The 21,046-nt window shown below is 56.0% G+C and carries 23 protein-coding genes; 17 read left to right on the top strand and 6 right to left on the bottom strand.

Annotated features, from left to right (window positions below; genetic code table 11):
- Positions 1–358: 358 nt before the first annotated feature.
- On the bottom strand, positions 359–1,429 hold the full coding sequence (locus OKC28_RS05100; RefSeq protein ID WP_270687910.1) for an AI-2E family transporter: 1,071 nt from the start codon (positions 1,427–1,429) through the stop codon (positions 359–361).
- A gap of 13 nt (positions 1,430–1,442) precedes the next feature.
- Positions 1,443–2,240 (bottom strand): undecaprenyl-diphosphate phosphatase, encoded by a 798-nt coding sequence (locus OKC28_RS05095; RefSeq protein WP_219590268.1) that lies wholly within the window; start codon positions 2,238–2,240, stop codon positions 1,443–1,445.
- A 299-nt stretch (positions 2,241–2,539) separates the two neighbouring features.
- On the opposite strand from OKC28_RS05095, the gene OKC28_RS05090 reads away from it, so the two are divergent.
- Positions 2,540–3,562, top strand: a complete 1,023-nt coding sequence (locus tag OKC28_RS05090) for a CNNM domain-containing protein (RefSeq protein ID WP_059112912.1) — start codon at positions 2,540–2,542, stop codon at positions 3,560–3,562.
- Between the two features lie 63 nt (positions 3,563–3,625).
- Complete coding sequence (locus tag OKC28_RS05085; protein WP_270687906.1) at positions 3,626–4,117, top strand: TIGR00645 family protein; 492 nt, start codon at positions 3,626–3,628, stop codon at positions 4,115–4,117.
- A gap of 155 nt (positions 4,118–4,272) precedes the next feature.
- Here OKC28_RS05085 and rimO read toward each other — a convergent pair whose 3' ends face one another.
- Entirely contained in the window at positions 4,273–5,601 is a 1,329-nt protein-coding gene (gene rimO / locus OKC28_RS05080; RefSeq protein ID WP_265448718.1) for a 30S ribosomal protein S12 methylthiotransferase RimO, read from the bottom strand.
- 293 nt (positions 5,602–5,894) lie between these two features.
- Between rimO and OKC28_RS05075 the strand changes: the two genes are divergently transcribed.
- Entirely contained in the window at positions 5,895–7,031 is a 1,137-nt protein-coding gene (locus tag OKC28_RS05075) for an HD-GYP domain-containing protein (RefSeq protein ID WP_270687902.1), read from the top strand.
- Positions 7,032–7,071: 40 nt separating this feature from the next.
- Here OKC28_RS05075 and OKC28_RS05070 read toward each other — a convergent pair whose 3' ends face one another.
- From OKC28_RS05070 to OKC28_RS05060, 3 genes are read right to left on the bottom strand one after another with little or no spacing between them, the layout of a single operon-like run.
- The gene (locus OKC28_RS05070; protein WP_270687900.1) at positions 7,072–7,254 is read right to left on the bottom strand and encodes a hypothetical protein; all 183 of its coding nucleotides are present in this window, start codon (positions 7,252–7,254) and stop codon (positions 7,072–7,074) included.
- Positions 7,239–7,763: a NifB/NifX family molybdenum-iron cluster-binding protein gene (locus OKC28_RS05065; protein ID WP_270687898.1), complete on the bottom strand. Its 525-nt coding sequence runs from the start codon at positions 7,761–7,763 to the stop codon at positions 7,239–7,241. The genes OKC28_RS05070 and OKC28_RS05065 overlap by 16 nt, the downstream gene beginning before the upstream one ends.
- Positions 7,760–8,068, bottom strand: coding sequence for a DUF134 domain-containing protein (locus OKC28_RS05060; RefSeq protein ID WP_270687896.1), 309 nt, complete (start codon positions 8,066–8,068; stop codon positions 7,760–7,762). The genes OKC28_RS05065 and OKC28_RS05060 overlap by 4 nt, the downstream gene beginning before the upstream one ends.
- 251 nt (positions 8,069–8,319) lie before the next feature.
- Here OKC28_RS05060 and OKC28_RS05055 point away from each other — a divergent pair, with 251 nt between their 5' ends.
- The 14 genes from OKC28_RS05055 (at position 8,320) to fliP (ending at position 21,033) form a co-directional block, all read left to right on the top strand.
- Positions 8,320–8,688, top strand: a complete 369-nt coding sequence (locus OKC28_RS05055; RefSeq protein ID WP_021138432.1) for an ArsR/SmtB family transcription factor — start codon at positions 8,320–8,322, stop codon at positions 8,686–8,688.
- 198 nt (positions 8,689–8,886) lie between these two features.
- The gene (gene befA / locus OKC28_RS05050; protein ID WP_021138433.1) at positions 8,887–9,663 is read left to right on the top strand and encodes a beta cell expansion factor BefA; all 777 of its coding nucleotides are present in this window, start codon (positions 8,887–8,889) and stop codon (positions 9,661–9,663) included.
- Positions 9,664–9,857: 194 nt separating this feature from the next.
- A complete protein-coding gene (gene fliE / locus OKC28_RS05045) occupies positions 9,858–10,175 on the top strand; it encodes a flagellar hook-basal body complex protein FliE (protein ID WP_011898507.1) in 318 nt (105 codons plus the stop codon).
- Between the two features lie 46 nt (positions 10,176–10,221).
- Positions 10,222–11,931 carry a flagellar basal-body MS-ring/collar protein FliF gene (fliF, locus tag OKC28_RS05040; protein ID WP_058395672.1) on the top strand — a complete coding sequence of 570 codons (1,710 nt, stop codon included), beginning with the start codon at positions 10,222–10,224 and terminating at the stop codon, positions 11,929–11,931.
- On the top strand, positions 11,924–12,985 hold the full coding sequence (gene fliG, locus OKC28_RS05035) for a flagellar motor switch protein FliG (RefSeq protein WP_017412370.1): 1,062 nt from the start codon (positions 11,924–11,926) through the stop codon (positions 12,983–12,985). Before fliF ends, fliG begins: the two co-directional genes overlap by 8 nt.
- Positions 12,986–13,053: 68 nt before the next feature.
- Positions 13,054–13,860: a flagellar assembly protein FliH gene (fliH, locus tag OKC28_RS05030; RefSeq protein ID WP_058395673.1), complete on the top strand. Its 807-nt coding sequence runs from the start codon at positions 13,054–13,056 to the stop codon at positions 13,858–13,860.
- A 53-nt stretch (positions 13,861–13,913) separates the two neighbouring features.
- Positions 13,914–15,245, top strand: coding sequence for a flagellar protein export ATPase FliI (gene fliI, locus OKC28_RS05025; protein ID WP_005319328.1), 1,332 nt, complete (start codon positions 13,914–13,916; stop codon positions 15,243–15,245).
- A gap of 26 nt (positions 15,246–15,271) precedes the next feature.
- A complete protein-coding gene (fliJ, locus tag OKC28_RS05020) occupies positions 15,272–15,712 on the top strand; it encodes a flagellar export protein FliJ (protein ID WP_270687892.1) in 441 nt (146 codons plus the stop codon).
- Positions 15,713–15,804: 92 nt separating this feature from the next.
- Entirely contained in the window at positions 15,805–17,724 is a 1,920-nt protein-coding gene (locus tag OKC28_RS05015) for a flagellar hook-length control protein FliK (RefSeq protein WP_270687890.1), read from the top strand.
- A 57-nt stretch (positions 17,725–17,781) separates the two neighbouring features.
- On the top strand, positions 17,782–18,300 hold the full coding sequence (gene fliL, locus OKC28_RS05010; RefSeq protein WP_021138437.1) for a flagellar basal body-associated protein FliL: 519 nt from the start codon (positions 17,782–17,784) through the stop codon (positions 18,298–18,300).
- A gap of 9 nt (positions 18,301–18,309) precedes the next feature.
- Positions 18,310–19,380: a flagellar motor switch protein FliM gene (gene fliM / locus OKC28_RS05005; RefSeq protein WP_005319319.1), complete on the top strand. Its 1,071-nt coding sequence runs from the start codon at positions 18,310–18,312 to the stop codon at positions 19,378–19,380.
- Positions 19,381–19,429: 49 nt separating this feature from the next.
- Positions 19,430–19,822, top strand: coding sequence for a flagellar motor switch protein FliN (fliN, locus tag OKC28_RS05000; RefSeq protein ID WP_017412373.1), 393 nt, complete (start codon positions 19,430–19,432; stop codon positions 19,820–19,822).
- 61 nt (positions 19,823–19,883) lie between these two features.
- Positions 19,884–20,267, top strand: a complete 384-nt coding sequence (gene fliO, locus OKC28_RS04995; RefSeq protein WP_005319315.1) for a flagellar biosynthetic protein FliO — start codon at positions 19,884–19,886, stop codon at positions 20,265–20,267.
- Positions 20,254–21,033 carry a flagellar type III secretion system pore protein FliP gene (gene fliP / locus OKC28_RS04990; RefSeq protein ID WP_034523503.1) on the top strand — a complete coding sequence of 260 codons (780 nt, stop codon included), beginning with the start codon at positions 20,254–20,256 and terminating at the stop codon, positions 21,031–21,033. Before fliO ends, fliP begins: the two co-directional genes overlap by 14 nt.
- Positions 21,034–21,046: the final 13 nt, after the last annotated feature.

The raw sequence follows: 21,046 nt of genomic DNA, 5'->3' as shown, positions 1-21,046 counted from the left end.
CCTGTATCGGGACTGAATCGAGGGGAACCTTTACTAACATTGGCGCCATTAGCTGGCTGGCCAAGGGATTGATGAAATATAAAGCTTTTCTCCTGTGATGCTTAACCATCATCACAGGAGAAAAGCTTTAAGGAAATCAGAGTTATTTAGAGGTTTGTAACTGTTCTCCAACTTCTAAATCGACTAGGTGTCACTCAACAGGGCAAGGTTTGACGTCGCTGCATTGACCAGAATCAAAACCTGCTCTTCGGAGCAGGTTTTTTTAATGGGGAAACGCTGTGGTCATCTTGCTTGCTGCCTCTGCTCCTTCTCCTGGAGAAGAGCTGGTGATGCGTGACCATAGATGCAAACATACCCGTCAGTTAGCATTATGTTCATTCTCTTGGCTGTCACGACCTAACTCGTCACCAAATATCAGCCAGGTGGTGATAAACAAGGCGGCAATAATTGGCCCCAAGACAAAACCATTGATGCCAAATACAATGATGCCGCCTAGCGTTGATAGCAGGATTAAATAATCAGGCATTTTTGTGTCTCTGCCAACCAATATGGGTCTAAGTATATTGTCAACCAAACCAATGACTAGCGCCCCAAAGGTAGTAAGAATGACTGCATCAATGATATTGCCAGAGGCAAATAGATAAATTGCTACAGGCCCCCAAATCAAACCTGCGCCTACGACAGGGATCATGGATAGCAATGTCATCACAACACCCCATATAATGGGACCTTGAATGCCTAAAGCGGCAAAAATTCCTCCACCCAGCACCCCTTGTAACACTGCGACTGCAAAGTTACCCTTTATCGTTGCTCTGGCCACTTCGGAGAACTTGGCAAGCATTAGCCTTTCTCGATTGTTACCCAGTGGCAGAGCATCAATAATGCGTTCAACTAAATTCTGACCATCTCTTATCATGAAAAATGCGACGTAAAGCATGACACAAATATCAAGAACAAATGTGAATGCTCCTTGCCCTACAGTGAGTGCATGTTGTGCTATGTAGCGAGTTATAAAAACGGCAGCATTGGTTAACTGGTTTCTTACTTCATCATAGTCTATCCCCAGCGAGCTCATAATATTTTGTAATGCAGGAAAGGACGACTTGATGGTATCCAAATACTCACCAAAGTTTATTTTTCCATCTTGCATTGTTTGATAAAGACTATTGATTTCGTTAACAAACGACCAGCCGATAAAAAGTACGGGTACGACAAGCCCAATGACACACAGGAGAAGGGTTAGCAGCGATGCCCAATTTTTTCCTAGTTTAAGTTTTTTACTGATTATCTCTTTTATTGGCAAGAACATCACACCAATGATACAGGCCCAAAAGATAGCAGAAAAAAATGGTAGTAACATCCATACAAAAAAGCCACTAATAATGGCAAGTGTAAGTATGAATGATCTGTTTTCTAGTGATGCAATCATTTATGAATCCCTATTATTGCAAGCTAAAGACGAGCAGTAACGTACCTAAAGCTAAACGATAAGCAACAAATGGCAGCATACCTACACTCTCTATTACTTTCAAAAAATAATGAATGCAAAGATATGCTGAAACAAAACTTACCATAATGCCAATCAATAGCTCCCCCATTTCTATTTGGATTGGACTCATCAATAGCTGCCATCCTAAATACAAACCAGCAAGTGTAATTATTGGAATTGATAAGAGAAATGAAAATGTAGCAGCTGTTCTACGGTCAAAACCCAGTAATAACGCCATTGTCATGGTAATTCCAGAACGGGATGTGCCTGGTATCAAGGCAACCGATTGTGCTAAACCAATCTTCAGTGCATCCTTGATGCTAATATCCTTTGTTTCTTTAGATAAAGTAGACTTGCGATCCGCGTACCATAACAGTAATCCGAAAATAATCGTGGTTATTGATATCACCAGAGTGGAACGCGCACTGCTTTCAATCAATCCCTTTCCTAAAAGACCAATTAGTGCAGCCGGAATGGTCGCTAAAATTAATAGCCAGGCAAGGCGGCCTTGCTCCGTTTTCTTGCCTGTCAATGACAGTCGCCAGCCAAGCAGGATGGCACTAATGTCGGTGCGAAAATAAATTACAACCGCAGACAGAGTACCCACATGCACCGCGACATCAAATGCCAACCCTTGATCTTGCCATCCGAAAATTTTGGCTGGCAATATTAAGTGAGCTGAGCTGGAGATAGGTAAAAACTCTGTTAGCCCTTGAATCAAGGCAAGAAATGCTGATTGTAAAAAGTCCATTATATAAATATACCTCTATTTTTATGGCAAAATTTATCACTCTTCCCGCATGAATGCCAAGGCAACTTTTCTTGAAACAACCCATATTGTTCATGTTACATTCATATAGTGCCTGGGGGCGCTTCAGGGCAATCGGCACCCTCAATTAAACAAAAATTAAAAAATAATATAAGTCAAAGCAAGTCATTGAAATGAATGTATTTTTTGTTCTGTTGGTTACTTAAATATCCGTTGCATTTGGGCCCTGAAAGTCGTTAAAATCTTGTCAATTCAAACCATGCAAGGTCAATTTCAGTTTTATGAGTTTACTTATAGCATTTGCTGTATTGTCTATTGGTGTTTCCTTTATATGCTCCATCTTGGAGGCAGCACTCCTCTCGATCACCCCTAGTTACATAGCCCAACTGAAGCTATCAAATCCCAAGCTCTATGAGCGTATGCGCCTGTTAAAGGATAGGATAGATCAGCCATTGGCTGCGATTTTGACGCTTAATACAGTTGCTCACACCGTTGGCGCCACAGGCGTTGGTGCTCAAGTGACGATTGTCTTTGGGGATGGTTATCTGGGGATCGCATCTGCTGTTATGACTGTGTTGATTCTCGTGCTATCAGAAATAATGCCTAAGTCCATTGGTGCTCGCCATTGGCGCGCATTGGCGCCGGTATTGCCTGGATTATTGAATGGGATGATTTTCTTGCTGAAACCCTTTATCTGGGTTTCTGATCAGATTATGAAAGTGTTTGGTGGTCATACCCCGGAACATGACATACGACAAGAGATCAAGGCGCTTTCTATTCTTGGTCGTGAGCTGAATAAACTTGATGAAGATGAGCAGCGTACTATTGCAAATATCCTGGACCTTCATGAAACCAGTGTACGGGACATTATGACTCCGCGCACTGTGTGCCAGATTGTTACTCCAGAGATGACAGTTGCTGATTTTGCCAATCATGCTCATGCCAGTCGCTTTTCTCGTTATCCGGTGATTGATAAAGATGAAAATCCGTTGGGATTGGTATTCCGTTATGATGTGATAAATGCAGACCATACAGAGACGGTATCAAGTCTAATGAAGCCGGTCACGATCGTGACCGACAAGGTCAATGTGGAAAGCGTCATGAGTCAGTTTATGCAAGAGAGACAGCACATGTTTCTTGTATATGATGAATACGGTACCTGGCTGGGATTGGTTACTATGGAAGATGTCATCGAAACTATTATTGGCAAGCCAATTATGGATGAAACTGATGAAATCCCCAACATGAGACGGTTTGCCAAGCGTCGCTGGCAGCACAGAATGAAGAATATCACGGAAGATTAATGGTTTTTTGAAAGCCCAGAATATCTCACCAACTTGTATCATTTCATAGGTTATATGTTTTTTATGGAAAGAGTTTTTGAAAAACTGATGTATTCTTCACGTTGGATCATGGCACCGATTTACCTTGGTTTGAGTTTGGTGTTGCTGGCATTGGGTGTGAAATTTTTTCAGGAAATATTACACGTCCTGCCAAATATTTTGGAAATCCGTGAAGTTGACCTTGTGCTGGTGACCTTGTCGCTTATTGATATCGCATTGGTAGGCGGATTGATCGTAATGGTCATGTTCTCAGGATATGAAAACTTTGTTTCTCGACTGGATGTTGGTGACAGTGATGACAAGTTGGGATGGCTTGGGAAACTGGATGCTGGCTCCCTGAAAAACAAGGTTGCCGCCTCTATTGTGGCCATATCATATATTCATCTTTTGAAGGTGTTCATGAATACTGAGAACATTCCAAATGATAAAATAAAATGGTATTTACTCATTCATATCACCTTTGTGTTGTCAGCGTTTGCCATGGGGTACTTGGATAAAATAACCCGGGGAAAATAATGGCTGCTGCTGGGGGGATGAGATTTTGCACCCTTGTCGGGTCTGTTTTTTATCACTCATAGTTGGCTCGAGTGGATAAACAAAAAGCCAGTCAGGGTCACTGACTGGCTTTTTTATTGGCGCCTGCCGGGCAGGTGCCATCATGGACTGCGGACTTAGCCTATCAGGCTGGCCCACAGGTCGTATTCGTCCGCTTCATCGATGCGGACCTTGACCAGATCGCCGGGCTTCAGATCGGTTTCACCGTTCAGGTAGACCAAGCCGTCGATCTCGGGGGCATCGGCGAAGGAGCGGCCGGTGGCACCCTCTTCGTCCACCTCGTCGATCAGCACTGTCATCTCTTTGCCGACCCGGCGAGCCAGCTTGCGGATGGAGACCTGCTGCTGCAGCTCCATGAAGCGCTGGAAGCGCTCTTCCTGAACCTCTTCCGGTACCGGATCCGGCAGCTCGTTGGCTTTGGCGCCTTCGACCGGGCTGTATTTGAAGCAGCCGACCCTGTCCAGCTCCGCCTTGTCGATGAAGTCCAGCAGCATCTGGAACTCTTCTTCGGTCTCGCCGGGGAAGCCGACGATGAAGGTGGAGCGCAGGGTGATCTCGGGGCAGATCTCGCGCCACTTCTGGATCCGCTCCAGGGTGCGCTCGACGGTACCCGGGCGCTTCATCAGCTTGAGGATGCGCGGGCTGGCGTGTTGCAGCGGTATGTCGAGGTAGGGCAGTACCTTGCCGTCGCGCATCAGCGGGATGACGTCATCCACGTGCGGGTAGGGGTAGACGTAGTGCAGGCGCACCCAGATGTCGAGCTTGGCCAGCTCTTCGCACAGGGCGACCATGCTGGTCTTGACCGGCATGCCGTCGTAGAAACCGGTGCGGTGCTTGACGTCGACGCCATAGGCGGAGGTGTCCTGGGAGATCACTAATATCTCTTTGACGCCGGCTTCTTTCAGGCGCTTGGCTTCGGCCAGCACTTCGCCGATGGGGCGGCTCACCAGATCCCCGCGCATGGAGGGGATGATGCAGAAGGTACAGCGGTGGTTGCAGCCTTCGGAAATCTTCAGATAGGCGTAATGGCGCGGGGTCAGCTTGACGCCGTGGGCCGGCACCAGGCTGGTGAAGGGGTTGTGGGTCGGCTTGGCCACGTATTTGTGGACGTGACCCAGCACCTCTTCATAGGCGTGTGGGCCTGTGATCTCGAGCACCTTGGGGTGGATCTCGCGGATCTGGTTCTCTTTGGCGCCAAGGCAGCCGGTGACGATCACCTTGCCGTTTTCAGCCAGCGCTTCGCCGATCGCTTCCAGGGATTCCTGTACCGCGCTGTCGATAAAGCCGCAGGTGTTGACCACCACCAGCTCCGCATCGTCATAGCTGGGCACCACATCGTACCCTTCGGTACGCAGCTGGGTCAGGATGCGCTCGGAATCGACCAGATTTTTGGGGCAACCCAAGGAGACGAATCCTACTTTGGGGGCCTGTTTTGTGTTGGACATCGCTCAATCACTCTTAGGTGGCTCTCTTATAAGGGCGCGGATTTTACCGGAATGGCTAACCAAAAACTATACAGCCAGCACGGTAGAACGGAACAATATCTCTGGCGGAGGCAGATTCCCCTACACAGCACCCAAGTACTGCGCCAGCCAGGCTACCCCTTTTGGGTGCGTCTCGACGGGGTCAGCCGAATCGTCGACCCGCTCACATCTTGTTGAGTTTTCAGTTAACGAGATGGGGGGCTACTGATGGGCGTCACTATACTCCCAACAGGCACACCAGCAGGGAGGACGGGATGGAAAGCTCATTTGGCGAGAGAATGCAGCATCTGCATGCCACGCTCAGGCAGCGCTTTGACAAGTTGAGCCGGGTGGCCATCGCTATCTATGACCCGCATACGGACAGGCTCAAGACCTTTGCCCACAGCACCGAGGGGAGCTCTCCTCTGGTGCAGTACGAGGTCAAACTGAGCGAGGTGCCCTCCCTGCGCTATCTGGCGGAACACAAACAGCCCAGGGTGCTAGACAGCCTGGACTCCCTGTTGGGGTCGAGCTCGGAGCACAGCCGCAAGCTGCTGGAAGCGGGGTATGCCTCCAGCTATACGGAGCCGCTGCTGTTCAACAGCAAGCTGTTCGGTTTTCTGTTTTGCGATGCCAGGGAGCCCGGTTATTTCGATGCCCCCATTCGCACCGAGCTGGCGACCTATGCCCAGATGCTGGCAGCCATCATAGCCGTTGAGTTTTTCTCCATTCAGACCCTGAGTGGCGCCCTCACCACGGCGCGGGAGTTCAGCCGTTATCGGGATGAGGAGACCGCCAACCACCTGCGCCGGATGTCGGCTTACTCCCGGCTGATCGCCCGCTCTGTGGCGACGCGCCATTCGCTGAGTGACGAGGAGGTGGAGTTTATCTACCTCTTTTCCGAGCTGCACGACATCGGCAAGATTGCGGTGCCCGACGCCATCTTGCTCAAGCCGGGCAAGCTGACACCGGAGGAGTTCGAGATCATGAAGATCCACCCCGGCAAGGGGCGGGAGATGATTGCCCTGATGATCAGCGAGTTTGGCCTCGATGGCATTCATCACACCGACATGTTGAAAAACATCATCGCCTGCCATCATGAGCGTTTTGACGGCACAGGTTATCCACAAGGGCTGGTGGGGGAAGACATTGCTCTGGAAGCCCGCATCGTTGCGGTGGCGGATGTGTTCGATGCCCTTACCAGCGAGCGACCTTACAAACAGGCCTGGACGTTCGAGGCGGCCTTTCTCTACCTCGAAGATCATGCCGGCAGCCAGTTTGACCCCGTCTGTGTAGAAGCCGCGCTTCGCAACAAGGAGGCGTTTCGCACCATACATCAGCAGTATCAGGAGCCCGCCACCAGCCAGGTCGGCAGCGATCTTTCGAGACCTGGCCGCGGTTCAAGCCACTGATGTCAGCAATTTGCCCCAGTCTCGCCGCTTCTCACATTTCTTATTTGGGTCCAGGTTCGCTTATCTGGTAGAGGTGATCGGCGCAGGCGCTCGCGCAGCCACAGGGACGCACCGCTTTATCCGCGCGCTTTTGCGCCAGCCTGTACTGGCGCCACCAGAGCAGGGAGACCATGGCGACGATCAGCACAAAGGCGGCCAGTATGGTGATCAGCAGCAGTGACATGAGTTTGCCTCCTTGGTGTTGTGGCACCCTGTGTTCCCTTCGCCGCAGCAGCCTCCCTGACAAGGGGGACGCTCAGCGCCGTCATGGCCATCGCGTTTGATGGCGTGGATGACGGATTTGCCAGCATGGCGCTGTGACCTGCGGCCCTGGCTTGGCTCGGTCAGAGGTTGCAAATTGCCTTCAGCCAGCAGTGCCGGCCACGGCAGTCGCGCCGAGCGACACTGCACCACCTGCATGCCGCCGGTCAACAAGCGTCCCAGCATCCGCTCACCGATATTGCGTACTACTACCTGGTTGACCTGATGAGCCTTGAGGGTGACCAGCAGCGCCTGTTTGCCGCCACAACCCTCACCGGCTGCCGGGTTGGGCAGGGTGGCGAGCACAGTGCCCTGGGGGCTTACTATTTGCAGCTGTTCGGCGCGGGTAAAGTGACTGGCCAGCTGGCCCCGGGTCAGCATGACGGCGCGGTTGGCTGCTGGCGCCATCATCAGGCCATGTTCTGTATTCATTGGGATATGTCTCCACTGGTGTCGGGCTCGCTCGCCTGCATCATCAAGGCTTTGCCCTGGCTCAGACAGTCCACCACCTTGTAGCGGGCTTTTTTAAGGATGTTGGCCAGGGTCTGACGAGAGACCCCCATCACGACGGCGGCCTCCTGTTGCTGCATGCCTTCCAGATCCACCAGGCGCAGTGCCTCGAATTCGTCGGCAGCGAGGGCGACCTGTTCCAGCTGGTGTATGGGGCGGCCATTGGGTTTGAAGCAACTGTTGGCGGGGCGGCCACAGATCTGGCGGGCAATCTTGGGTCTGGGCATAAGCACTCCTATTTAGCATATGCCACTTATACGCCGGACAATCAGGGTATGCAAATGAATAAAACATGTGTTTTCATTGCATATCAGGGACGAAGGCCCTGTTACAGTGCGCTGGTCACAAGATGGCTGGGTCTGGTTGTGCAACGATCAGTGCTCGTTCCCGGGAGGGGCGAGCTGCTTGTCTCACGCATGTTAATCGTACGTATCTTGCTGAAATAATGAGTTATTGATGAAAATTCAAGGTGAATGACATGAACAAAGCGATGGCCACCAAGGTGTTTGAATCCCTCTCCTCCGGCATTCGGCTCGATGTCTGGCGTCTGCTGGTGAAAGCGGGCCTGGAGGGACGGGTGGCCGGGGAGCTTTCCAGCAGTCTCGATATTGCCCCCAACACACTGTCATTTCACCTCAAGGCCATGTTGCACGCCGGCTTGCTGTCGGTGGAGCAAGAGGGTCGCTTCCTGCGTTATCGCGCAAACATCCCTCTCATGCTGGCATTGATAGGCTACCTCACGGAGGAGTGCTGCGCCGGTCACCCCGAGGCATGCGGCATGATGCGTGCCGAGTCCAGTTGTTCCCCTCATGTTCTGCCTGCCAACGCCTGCTGCGACAAGGGATAACGCCAGCGCCGTCATGGGGGAACTGACCCTTTCAACCAGGCTTGCCGGGCATCGCGGATACCGGATTGGGTGCTCAGGTGTTCATATGAGGTCAGGCCGTGCGTCATCCACTGACTGGTGTTGTGGGCCTCACACTTATCCGGCGGTCCCTTATTCTGCTACTGTGAGGGTCAGCTCATCACAGATGGTGGAGAACCCATGAAGATTCGATTCTTGGTATTGGCAACGACATTGGCGCTGGCCTCGACCCCCATCCTGGCCGATTGGGCCAAGGTAAAGGAGGCCGCCGCCGACCTTGGCACGGCTGTGAGCGACACCAGCAAGGAGGCGTGGCGGAGCGTGACCGATTTCTCCAAGGCGACCTGGGCGTCCGTCTCCCAGTGGGGCTCGGAGGCGTTCAATACCGCCGGGGCCTGGACCGACAAGAGCATAGCAACCGGCAAGGAGTGGCTGGTGGTAGCCGACAAGAAGCTCGACGAGATGCGTGAGCCCAAGACGGCCGACGAGGCGCGGCTTGCCCTCGATACCATGGCCGATACCGCGCTGGTGCGACTGTTCAACGAACAACCCTCTGCCAAGTTGTTGTTTGACCGGGCGTATGGCTATGCGGTGTTCGATTCACGCAAGTTCTCCCTGATGTTGCAAACCAATCAGGGGGCAGGGGTGGCGATCAATCGCGGCAGCGGCCAGCACACCTACATGAAAATGCTGGGCGCTGGCCTTTCGGCCGGCCTTGGCGGCAAGTTCTACCAGCAGGTGATCCTGTTTGAAGACAAGGCCAGGTTCGATGCCTTCGTGACCAAGGGCTGGGAGGCGACCTCAGAGGTGGGGGCGGTAGCGGGCAAGGAGAGCGCCGGACTCACCGCCAAGTACAATGGCGGCATGGCCATCTATCAGATCGGCGAGACGGGGCTGCTGCTCGATGCCAGCATCTCGGGATCCAAATACTGGGTGGACAAGGATCTGACCCGGTAGTCCTCTATTTCCCTCACAACATGGCTCGCATTATGCGGGCCATTTTATTGCCTTCATTCCGCACTGATGACCACATCGACTCTCGTCTACCCATGTTTTTTCGCCGTCATCTCCTGATACTGGTAGCTTGCAACGCATTGGCACTCTAATTGCTTGTTGGATGCCAGCGTCAATGATTTGTCTGGGGATGAGATATGGAAATTAGTGCAAGCAGCCTGATGCAAGAGATGCAGGCTCTCAAGGTTGAAGCTGGCGCCACGCCGCTGACTCAGCCCGGTCGTCAGGTCACCTCTGACTTTGGTCAGTTGCTGCAGCAGGCGCTCGGCAACGTCAACGAACTGCAAGGCGCCGCCAATGATCTGCGCACCCGTTTCGATATGGGCGACAAGTCAGTCGATCTGTCCGATGTGATGATCGCCGGCCAGAAATCCTCTATCGCCTTCGAGGCTACGGTGCAGGTGCGCAACAAGATGGTCGATGCCTACAAGACCATCATGAACATGCCGGTATAAGAGATTACTGAATATCATGCACATGTCAGCAATAAGGACATAAATCGTGGCTACTGACCAAAATGGCGAACTGCTGATCAACGAGGAGAGCTCCGCTGCCCTCGATGAGAACGAGCAAAAGAGTTCAGCTCTCGGCTTCCTGTCCAACACGGATGTGCTGCGGCAAATTACCCTGATCCTGGGGCTGGCCATCTGTCTGGCGATCGCCGTTTTCATCCTGTTGTGGGGCAAGGAGCCGGACATGCGTCCCCTTGGCACCTACAGCACCCAGGAGCTGGTCAAGACCCTGGACTACCTTGACGCCCAGAAGATCCCCTATGAGGTGGATGGCAAGAGCGTGCTGGTCAGCGCCGAAAAATATGCCGATATCCGCCTGCGCCTGACCCGCGCCGGCCTTGCCACCAATACCGATGCCAGCAACGATGGCGAGTCCATCCTGCTCAAGGATTCCAGCTTTGGCGTCAGCCAGCGCATGGAGACGGAGCGCCTCAAGTTAAGCCGTGAGCGCCAGCTGGCGAGCGCCATCGAGCAGTTCCAGAACGTGGCCAAGGCCCAGGTGCTGCTGGCCATTCCGAAAGACAACGTGTTCGCCCGCAACGAGCGCAAACCCAGTGCGACCGTGGTGCTGAGCCTCAAGGGCAATGCCCTTGGTCAGGGGGAAGTGGATTCCATCGTCGACATGGTCGCTTCCGCCGTTCATGGCCTGGAGCCGACCCGTGTCACTGTGACCGATCAGAACGGTCGCCTGCTCAATTCCGGTTCGCAAGATCCTGTCTCTGCCCAGACCCGCAAGGAGTTTGCGATGCAGCAGAAGCAGGAAGTGGAATACAAACAAAAAATTGACGCCATCCTGATACCCGTACTGGGCGCCGACAATTATACGGCGGAGGTTGACCTCTCCCTCGACTTCTCCCAGCAGGAGCAGACCCGCAAGACCTATAACCCGGACCTGCCTGCCGTGCGTTCCGAGATGACGCTGGAAGAGAACAGTGCCAGCGGCGGCAACGGCGGTGTGCCGGGTGCTCTCACCAATCAGCCACCCGCTGCATCGAATATTCCCGAGGAAGCCGCAGGCGGGGATGGCGGAGCCGCCTCTTCCTCCGGTCGTTCCCGCAAGGAAGCAACCCGCAACTTCGAACTGGATACCACCGTCAGCCATATTCGTCGCCAGATGGGGGGCATTCGCCGCATGACAGTCTCGGTAGCCGTGGATTACAAGTCCATCGCCGGTGCCGATGGCGCCGTCACCCGTGAGGCCCGTTCCCAGGCCGAACTCGATACCCTGCGTCGTCTGTTGAGCGGCGGGCTTGGCTTTGATGTGACCCGCGGTGATACTCTGGAAGTGGTCGCCATTCCGTTCAACCGTCCCGAGCTTGAAAATGTGGCCGACGCGCCCATCTACGAGCAACCCTGGTTCTGGCGTGCGGTGCGCATAGCAGCGTCAGTGCTGGTGATTATCGTATTGATTGTCACAGTGGTACGCCCCATGCTCAAGCGTCTGCTTTACCCGGATGCACGACCGGAAGGGGATCTGGATCTGGACAACAGCATAGTGCTGGGTGGGGATGACGAGCTCAGTCTGCTGGCCGCTCAGGCCGAGTCCGAGCCGGTATTCGGGGTACGTGACGGCCATCTGAAACTGCCGGATCTGCACCGTGACGAGGATCTGCTCAAGGCGGTACGTGCGCTGGTGGCGAACGAACCGGATCTGGCCGCACAGGTCATTAAAGAATGGGTAAGCAACAAAGATGCCTGAAGAAATTAAGACCCAAGTCACCGGTAATGACATTACCGAGGGACAGCGCCTGATCCTGGATCAGATGAGCGGGATGGAGATGGCGGCCGTATTGATGCTGAGCCTCAATGAAGAGGATGCTGCCCAGATCTTCCGTCACCTCGAGCCCAAGCAGGTACAGCGACTCGGTATGTCGATGGCCTCCATGTCTGACTTCAGCCACGATCGGGTGGCGGCGGTGCATCGTCAATTCATCGACGATATCCAGAAGTACACCAACATCGGCATCGGCAGCGAAGACTTCGTGCGCAAGGCGCTGGTGGCGGCCCTTGGCGAAGACAAAGCCAGCAACCTGGTGGATCAAATCATATTGGGGTCGGGCTCCCGCGGCCTCGACTCCCTCAAGTGGATGGATGCACGCCAGGTGGCCAGCATCATCCTGAACGAACACCCGCAGATCCAGACAATCGTATTGTCCTATCTGGAGCCTGAGCAGTCGGCCGAGATCCTGAGCCAGTTCCCGGAGCAGGTGCGCCTGGATCTGGTGATGCGGATCGCCAACCTGGAAGAGGTGCAACCGGCGGCGTTGCAAGAGTTGAACGACATCATGGAGAAACAGTTCGCCGGTGCGGCGGGTGCCCAGGCAGCCAAGATGGGCGGCCTGAAGGCGGCAGCCAACATCATGAACTACCTGGATACCAACATCGAAGGCCAGCTGATGGACTCCATCCGCGAGTCGGACGAAGAGATGAGCCAGCAGATCCAGGATTTGATGTTCGTGTTCGAGAACCTCATCGACGTGGACGACCGCGGCATTCAGACCATGCTGCGGGAAGTGCCGGGCGAGCTGCTGCAACGGGCGCTCAAGGGCTCGGACGATCAGATGCGCGAGAAGATTTTCAAGAACATGTCCAAGCGGGCTGCCGAGATGCTGGCGGACGATCTGGAGGCCATGGGGCCAATCCGGGTCTCCGAGGTGGAAGCTGCCCAGAAAGAGATCCTCTCCATCGCCCGCCGTCTGGCGGATGCCGGCGAGATCATGCTGGGCGCCGGTGGCGGCGAGGAGTTCCTCTAAACCATGAACCATCAAGTGTTCGGTTTCTTTGGCCCGCAAATGACCGTGGCGAGGGGCGCATTTAAAGCATGAACAACAAGCTGCGTGGTTATGTTCGCCCTGACGGGGATGATACCCGGGTCGAGGCGTGGGGCTGGCCGGAGATGGAAGTCGAGGCCGCTGTCGAGACCAATGCCCTGGGTTATTCTCCCGACTGGTATCAGCAGGAAGAAGAAGTGCCGGTGGAAGAACCGGTTCCCGAACCCACCCCCAGCATAACGGCAGAAGAGCTGGAAGCCATCCGTCAGGCCGCCTGGGATGAAGGGATGGCCGAAGGTCAGGCCACCGGATTCGCCAAGGGACTGGAGGAGGGCAAGCTGGAAGGCTTGCAACAAGGCCACCAGGCCGGGCTTGAGCAGGGCAAGGAGGAGGGGCTGGCTCTGGCCCGCGAGCAGGTGGATCAGCAGATGGCCCATTGGCAGTCGCTGATCGACCGCCTTGCCAATCCTCTCCATGAGCTGGATCAGGCGGTGGAGCAGCAGCTCATCTCGCTGGTGATGCAACTGGCCCGCACCCTCATGCGGCACGAGGCAGAGACCTCGCCCCGTATCCTGCTGGAAGCGCTCAAGCAGGGGCTGGCCTTGTTGCCGGCCGCCGAGCAGGGCGTCACCCTGATGCTGCATCCTGATGACATTGCCCGGGTCGAGCAGGCGTTCGGGGTGGAAGAGTGCGCCAAGCGTCACTGGCGGTTGCAAAGCGATCCCACTCTCTCCCCCGGTGATCTGCAACTGGCGACCGAGCTTTCCAGCGTCGATTTGACCCTGCAGGGGCGTATCGATCAGCTGCTGCGCAGTTTCTTGCGAGACAATGCGTCTCGGGACTTGCCGAATAATTGACACCGGGCTGGCGCCAGCGGGCCCGGTTGACTTTTTCTCTCTCAGGAGGCCAGATGAGCGGCTCGTTACTCACTCGGTTGCAAGGGTATCGGGTCCGCGATACCGCGCCCAAGCCGCCCGTCGCCGGTAAATTGACCCGGGTGGTGGGACTCACGCTGGAGGCCATTGGCTGCCGCGCGGCCATCGGCGCCCTCTGTCGCATCGATACCCAGGATGGCGAGTTGGAGGCCGAGGTGGTGGGTTTTTCCGGCGACCGCCTGTTCCTGATGCCAAGTGAACAGCTCAAGGGGGTCATTCCTGGCGCCCGTGTGGTACCCATGACCGAAGAACACGGCATTCCGGTCGGCATGAACCTGCTCGGGCGGGTCATCGACGGCATAGGCCAGCCGCTGGACGGGCTTGGTCCCATCCTCTCGTCCCAGACGGTGCAATTTGCCCAGCACCGTATCAACCCGCTCTCCCGTCGCCCCATCCATCAGCCGATGGACGTAGGGGTGCGCGCCATCAACGCCGTGCTGACGGTAGGCCAGGGCCAGCGGATGGGACTGTTTGCCGGTTCCGGCGTCGGTAAATCCGTGTTGCTCGGCATGATGACACGCGGCTCGGTGGCGGATGTGGTGGTGGTGGGCCTCATCGGTGAACGGGGCCGGGAAGTGAAAGAGTTTATCGAGGACATATTGGGGGAGGAGGGGCGCGCCCGCTCCGTGGTGGTGGCGGCACCGGCCGATGCCTCGCCCCTGATGCGTCTCAAGGGGTGCGAGACGGCGCTCGCCATCGCCGAGTATTTTCGCGATCAGGGCCTCAATGTGCTGCTGCTGATGGACTCCCTTACCCGCTATGCCCAGGCCCAGCGGGAAATCGCACTGGCGGTGGGTGAGCCGCCGGCGACCAAGGGCTATCCGCCATCGGTCTTTGCCAAATTACCGGCGCTGGTGGAGCGAGCAGGCAACGGTAGCGACGGTCAGGGCTCCATTACGGCGTTTTTCACCGTGTTGACCGAGGGGGATGACTTGCAGGATCCCATCGCCGATGCGGCGCGGGCCATCCTCGATGGCCACATAGTCCTGTCGCGGGAGCTGGCCGATGCAGGCCACTATCCGGCCATCGATATCGAAAAATCCATCAGTCGTGTCATGCCCATGGTTACCTCACCCGAACACATGGATTTGGCGCGCACCCTCAAGCAGTTCTACTCCCTCTATCAGCAGAACCGGGATCTCATCACCATAGGTGCTTACAGCCAGGGTTCTGATCCTCGCATCGACCGTGCCATCGTTCACAAACCCTATCTGGATCAGTTCTTGCAACAGGGTATGCGCGAGGTCATTCACTATGATGAGGGCCTGCAATCCCTGCAACTGGTGGCCATGCCACTGATGCGTTGACGATGTAGTAAGGGTGGAGCGCGCTCATGAGTAAAGGGTTGGTGATGTTGTCCGAGCGGTTGCTTGAGGCCGAACAGCAGGCGGGGTTGGCACTGGCCAAGGCCCAGCAGGATCTGAAAATCTTCATGGAGCAGCAGGAAGCGCTCAATCAGTACCGCCAGATTTACCATCAACAGTGGACCGACCGTGGCTTGCATGGCATAGGCGCCCAGCAGAATGCCCAGTATCACTCTTTTATCAGCAAGCTCGAACAGGCGGCCACCCAGCAGTATGAAGGGGTGAGGCAAGTGCGTCAGGCGCTGGAGCTGCGACGGCAAGAGTGGCTGTCAGCCCAGCAGAGGCGCAAGGCGGTGGAGTTGTTGCTGGCCAAGCAGGCCGGGCGTGAGCAGCAGAAGGCTCAGCGTCAGGAGCAGAAGATGCTGGATGAGTACGCCATGCTGCGCCGTTTTCATCATTCTGGCCTGTAACTTGCTTTATTCTGACCATCCAGTGTGCGCCTCACCCTTCTCTTTCGCGTGAGGGCTGCACCCGAACCCGATTGCCGTCAGGGACCTTCATCATGATGCAGACACTGTTAACCAATACCCCCTCCGCTTCGGCTGCGCCCTCTGCCGATAAAAATGCGTCGCTCATCTCATCGTCCGATAAAGGTGATCAGGCCTCGCAGAGCGATCTGAAGGGGGGCTTTTCCGATGAGATGGTCAAGGCTCAGCAGGCGGATAAGGCAACGGGTGCCAGGCAGGGCAGCAAAGTGGCTGCCGGTGAGCAAGTTGCCCCTGATCCGCTCGCCAAGGAAAAGGTCGTCACTGACAAGGGGGAAGGTCGCAAGCATGGTGATGCCAAATCTTTGGCGGATACCACAGGGGAGACGGCCGCCACGGACGACAAGGAGAAAAAAATGGATGAGGCTGAGAGCAGTGCCTCTCCCATTGATTTCTTGCAGCGTCTGCAAGACGCCCTCAAGCAGGATACCAGTCTCGTCTCCCCCGCCGTTCTCAACCTTGCCTCGGCTGTGGAAGGTGACGGCAATATGTTGCCGCAAGAAGGTGAGGCCACTACATCTGCCGATGCGCTGGCGCTTGACGGCAAACAAGGTGATGGCAAGCAGGCTGCGCCCGGTGAGGCCGCCTTGCTGGCGCAACAGGCAGCCAGCCTGCTCAAGGGGACGGATGCAGGGGCCGCGGCTGCAAACGATGAAACGCCCGCTACCGAAACCGTGGATGGGGATACGTCCGCTGCCATGGCGGCTGAGCTGAAGGGTGATGAAAAGGGCAAAGACACGGCGAGTGCCGACAAGGGCGGCAAGGCCGCACTTTCCGATGCTGAACGGACCGCCTTGCTGAGCAAAGTGTTGCCGACCGAAGCGGTGGAAAAGGTTGCTAAAGGTGAGGGGAACAATCCTGTCGAGGCTGATGGCAGCCCCAAACCCGCCATCCCCCCTATGGGTCACAAGGAGGGGGCTGAAAAGCCATCTCCCCTGCACACCATGAATCAGGCCGTGCCTGCTCAGACGGGCGCCACCAGGTCGTTTGAAGAGGGATTGGGCCGGGCCGACAGTGGCACCACAACCTCGACCGATGCCGCACAGACCCAGGCTGTCACTGAAAAGGGTGAGCAAGCCAAGGCTGCCCCTGCCGCCAAGTCAGATAGCCAGGCTGTTGCATCCAGCATGGCGACAGCCGCTCAGACGACACCGGTTGCACACGCGGCCGAGCCTGTATTGACGGCGCCGCAACAGGCGCTGGCCAGCAGTGAATCACAAGGGCCGCAAGCATCATTGAACGTCTTGTCGGCCGGTCTCAAGCAGATGGAAGCCAGCGATGCGCCCAAGGCCAAGGCGGATGTCAAACTGGATGTGAAGCAGAAGGTGGCAGAGCTTGGCAGAAACAGCGCTCTGGGCACAGAGTCCACTACCCAGGACAACAACCACAGCCAGCAGGTGCAGCAGAACAGTCAGCCCCAGGCCGTGAACAATGACAGCAAGCCGACCACCGACATATCGGCGCGGCGGGATCCCCAGCATTTGGCTCACCTCAAGCTGGCCAGTCCGGAGACCCCTGTCCAGTTGCATCAGAAGGTCAACCTGATGTTGACGGACAAGTTGCAGCAGGCGGAGATCCAGCTCGATCCTCTGGGGCTTGGCAAGATGAAAATCCAGATCCAGATGGGGGCCGACAACCAAGCCAACGTGCACTTTGTGGTGCAGCATGGGCAGACCCGCGAAATGCTGGAGCAAGCCATGTCCCGCCTGCGTGATATGCTGGCCGGACAGGGCATCCAGCTTGGTCAGACTCTGGTGCAACAACAGCCACAGCAGCAGTCTCAGGGACAGTCCGCTTTTTCCGGCCAGGGCCAGTCAGGTCAACATGGCAGCGGATCGTTTTCCGAAACAGGCCAAACTGAGGCGGAGGTCACGGCGGCAGGCAGTCGTTTGTCGATGGAATCGACAAACGACGCCGGAATTGATTTCTATGCTTGATGCCAGCCTGAGTAAGTTTATGATATCGAACAAGTTTGAGACTAGGGTGGACAAGGGATGGCAGATGACAACGAACTGACGCTTAAAGATCCGGCGGCAGGCAAGAAAAAGAAGCTGATCATAATCATCGCCCTGGCCGTGATAGTGCTGGCGGGCGGCGGTGCTGGTGCCTGGTTCATGCTCTCCGGCTCCGACAAGCCGGCGGCTGACGCTGCGGCCGAAGGGGCAGATGCCAAGCCGAAAGACGCGGCACCGAAACCTTCGCTCTATGTGGGCATGCCGCGTCCCTTCGTGTTCAACGTCTCGGGCGCACAGCGGGATCGACTGGTGCAGATCAAGGTGCAGTTGATGGTGCGTGGCACCGCCGATGAGAACTTGGCCAAGCAAAATATCCCCCTGATTGAAGGCACCTTGCTGCGGATCTTCAGTGCCGCCACCAGCGAGCAGCTGATGACTTTCGAAGGCAAGGAGAAGCTGCGCAAGGATTCACTGGAAGAGTGCCGTCGGGTGCTGGGTGACCTGGTCTCTTCCCCCGTTATCGAACAAGTGCTGTTTACCGGCTTTGTAATGCAATAAGGGTGAAGCGTGAGCGATCTGTTAAGTCAGGACGAAATTGATGCCCTCTTGCACGGTGTCGATGATGTCGAAGAGGAAGAGATAGGCGCAGCGGGGGATCCCGGTGTTGCCCAGTTTGACTTCTCCTCCCAGGACCGCATCGTCCGTGGCCGCATGCCGACCCTGGAGCTGGTGAACGAGCGCTTTGCCCGTCACATGCGGATCAGCCTGTTCAACATGATGCGCCGCACCGCCGAGGTTTCCATCAACGGCGTGCAGATGCTCAAATTCGGCGAATACGTACACACACTGTTCGTGCCGACCAGCCTGAACATGGTGCGTTTCCGTCCGCTCAAGGGCACGGCACTCATCACCATGGAGGCCCGACTGGTCTTCATCCTGGTGGAAAACTTCTTTGGCGGCGATGGTCGCTACCACGCCAAGATCGAGGGTCGCGAGTTCACACCCACCGAGCGGCGCATCATACAGATGCTGCTCAAGCTGGTATTTGAGGATTACAAGGACGCCTGGGCCCCCGTCATGGACGTGGGCTTCGAATACCTCGACTCCGAGGTGAACCCTGCCATGGCCAACATCGTCAGTCCCACCGAGGTGATAGTGGTGAGCTCGTTCCACATCGAGCTCGATGGGGGCGGCGGTGACTTTCACGTGGCCATGCCTTACTCCATGCTGGAGCCCATCCGCGAACTGCTGGATGCCGGTGTGCAGAGTGACAAGGGTGACACGGACGTACGCTGGAGCAAGGCGCTGCGCGACGAGATCATGGACGTCAAGGTCGAGCTCAGAGCCAAACTGCTGGAGACGGACCTGACACTGCGCGAGCTGATGGAGCTCAAGCCCGGTGACATAATCCCGGTGGAGATGCCTGAGAACCTGCTGGTCTACGTGGAAGATTTGCCCACCTTCCATGCCAAGATGGGGCGGACCAAGGATAACGTGGCGCTCAAGATTACCGACAAACTCAAGCGCCCGGAAGGGGTCAAGACAGAAATGCATCTGGTGACCCGGGGCGGCATACGTATCGATGGTGAGGCCGAGCTGGAAGAGCTCGAGCGCAGCATCGAAGATCAACAGCGATAATCGACAGTCTGTCACGACAGATGGTCACGAATGAGCATAAGGAAGCAAGATGAGCGGAACTGATGAAGAGGATCTGATGGCGGACGCCTGGGCAGCCGCACTGGAAGAGCAGGTGATTGCCGAAGCCAAACCCGCTCCCCTCGAGGAGCTCACCGATGACGCCCCCATCAGTGCCGAGGAGCGGCGCAAACTCGACACCATTCTGGATATTCCGGTCACCATCGCCATGGAAGTGGGCCGCAGCCAGATCAGCATCCGCAACTTGCTGCAACTGAACCAGGGCTCTGTGGTGGAGCTGGATCGGGTGGCGGGTGAGCCGCTGGACGTGCTGGTCAACGGCACCCTGATCGCCCACGGTGAAGTGGTGGTAGTAAACGACAAGTTCGGTATTCGTCTGACCGATGTCATCAGCCAGATTGAAAGGATCAAGAAACTCAAATGACCTGCACCATTGCGCTGACCGATGTCATCATCACTCAGGCCGACAGGATCCAGAAACTCACATGATCCGCGCGCTCCCGTTACTCTTGTTGTCCTGCCCTGTACTGGCCAATCCGGGGGCGGGAGCCAATCCTCCCAGCCTCACCTCCTGGTTGCTCTCCAGCCTGATGGTGATCGGCCTCATCCTGGTGCTGGGCTTTCTGCTCAAGAAGAGCAAGATAGCCAACGCCATGGGGGGCGGTCAGATGCGTGTCATCGCCAGCCTGCCGGTGGGTTATAAAGAGAAGCTGCTGGTGGTCAAGGTGGGTGAACAGCAGTTGTTGATCGGGGTGACACCGCAGCAGGTCAACTTTCTCTATCGCCTGGATACGCCGCTGGACGAGAGCCAGCCCCAGGCGTTTTCCCAGCAACTTGGCAAACTGATGGGCAAACATGAAAAAAGCTGACGGCTTGAGGTTACCAATGGGGCTGCTGGTCGGCCTGTTATCAACGCTGGCGCTGTTCTCGCCGCTGGCGTTGGCCCAGGATGGCATGTCGGCCGTGACCATCAAGACTCTGGCGGATGGCAGTCAGGAATACAGCCTGACCCTGCAAGTGCTGGCGCTGATGACGGCGCTCTCTTTCTTGCCTGCGGTTGTCATCATGATGACCTCGTTTACCCGCATCATCATAGTGCTTGGCATATTGCGCCAGGCGATCGGTTTGCAGCAGAGCCCCTCCAACCAGGTGTTGATCGGCATTGCCCTCTTCATGTCGTTTTTCATCATGTCACCCGTGCTGGATCGCATCAACGACGAGGCGCTGCAACCCTATCTGGCCGAGACCATTCAGGCCAGGGAGGCGCTGGAGAGGGCCGAACTGCCCATCCATCAGTTCATGCTCTCCCAGACCCGGATCAAGGATCTCAATACCTTCATGGAAATCGCCGACGTGCAGGTGGATAAACCCGCCGAGGTGCCACTGCGCGTGCTGATCCCGGCGTTTGTGACCAGCGAGTTGAAGACGGCATTCCAGATAGGCTTCATGTTGTTTTTGCCCTTCCTGGTGATCGATCTGGTGGTGGCCAGTATCCTGATGGCCATGGGTATGATGATGCTGTCACCCATGCTGGTTTCCCTGCCATTCAAGTTGATGCTGTTCGTCATGGTGGATGGCTGGAACCTGATACTGGGCTCTCTGGCCAACAGTTTCGGCCTGGGCGCCGGTGGTTAAGTCGGACAAACGC

The organism is Aeromonas sp. D3, assembly GCF_027705025.1.
GTDB classification, from domain to species: Bacteria; Pseudomonadota; Gammaproteobacteria; order Enterobacterales; family Aeromonadaceae; genus Aeromonas; species Aeromonas salmonicida.
The sequence above is the reverse complement of the archived record's forward strand: the minus strand, read 5'-3'. Positions and strand labels throughout refer to the sequence as shown.

Bases quoted from the DNA above. Each gene is read 5' to 3' on its own strand.
- OKC28_RS05100 (WP_270687910.1), bottom strand. From the start codon at position 1,429: ATGATTGCATCACTAGAAAACAGATCATTCATACTTACACTTGCCATT.
- OKC28_RS05095 (WP_219590268.1), bottom strand. From the start codon at position 2,240: ATGGACTTTTTACAATCAGCATTTCTTGCCTTGATTCAAGGGCTAACA.
- OKC28_RS05090 (WP_059112912.1), top strand. From the start codon at position 2,540: ATGAGTTTACTTATAGCATTTGCTGTATTGTCTATTGGTGTTTCCTTT.
- OKC28_RS05085 (WP_270687906.1), top strand. From the start codon at position 3,626: ATGGAAAGAGTTTTTGAAAAACTGATGTATTCTTCACGTTGGATCATG.
- rimO (WP_265448718.1), bottom strand. From the start codon at position 5,601: ATGTCCAACACAAAACAGGCCCCCAAAGTAGGATTCGTCTCCTTGGGT.
- OKC28_RS05075 (WP_270687902.1), top strand. From the start codon at position 5,895: ATGGAAAGCTCATTTGGCGAGAGAATGCAGCATCTGCATGCCACGCTC.
- OKC28_RS05070 (WP_270687900.1), bottom strand. From the start codon at position 7,254: ATGTCACTGCTGCTGATCACCATACTGGCCGCCTTTGTGCTGATCGTC.
- OKC28_RS05065 (WP_270687898.1), bottom strand. From the start codon at position 7,763: ATGAATACAGAACATGGCCTGATGATGGCGCCAGCAGCCAACCGCGCC.
- OKC28_RS05060 (WP_270687896.1), bottom strand. From the start codon at position 8,068: ATGCCCAGACCCAAGATTGCCCGCCAGATCTGTGGCCGCCCCGCCAAC.
- OKC28_RS05055 (WP_021138432.1), top strand. From the start codon at position 8,320: ATGAACAAAGCGATGGCCACCAAGGTGTTTGAATCCCTCTCCTCCGGC.
- befA (WP_021138433.1), top strand. From the start codon at position 8,887: ATGAAGATTCGATTCTTGGTATTGGCAACGACATTGGCGCTGGCCTCG.
- fliE (WP_011898507.1), top strand. From the start codon at position 9,858: ATGGAAATTAGTGCAAGCAGCCTGATGCAAGAGATGCAGGCTCTCAAG.
- fliG (WP_017412370.1), top strand. From the start codon at position 11,924: ATGCCTGAAGAAATTAAGACCCAAGTCACCGGTAATGACATTACCGAG.
- fliH (WP_058395673.1), top strand. From the start codon at position 13,054: ATGAACAACAAGCTGCGTGGTTATGTTCGCCCTGACGGGGATGATACC.
- fliI (WP_005319328.1), top strand. From the start codon at position 13,914: ATGAGCGGCTCGTTACTCACTCGGTTGCAAGGGTATCGGGTCCGCGAT.
- fliJ (WP_270687892.1), top strand. From the start codon at position 15,272: ATGAGTAAAGGGTTGGTGATGTTGTCCGAGCGGTTGCTTGAGGCCGAA.
- OKC28_RS05015 (WP_270687890.1), top strand. From the start codon at position 15,805: ATGATGCAGACACTGTTAACCAATACCCCCTCCGCTTCGGCTGCGCCC.
- fliL (WP_021138437.1), top strand. From the start codon at position 17,782: ATGGCAGATGACAACGAACTGACGCTTAAAGATCCGGCGGCAGGCAAG.
- fliN (WP_017412373.1), top strand. From the start codon at position 19,430: ATGAGCGGAACTGATGAAGAGGATCTGATGGCGGACGCCTGGGCAGCC.
- fliO (WP_005319315.1), top strand. From the start codon at position 19,884: ATGATCCGCGCGCTCCCGTTACTCTTGTTGTCCTGCCCTGTACTGGCC.
- fliP (WP_034523503.1), top strand. From the start codon at position 20,254: ATGAAAAAAGCTGACGGCTTGAGGTTACCAATGGGGCTGCTGGTCGGC.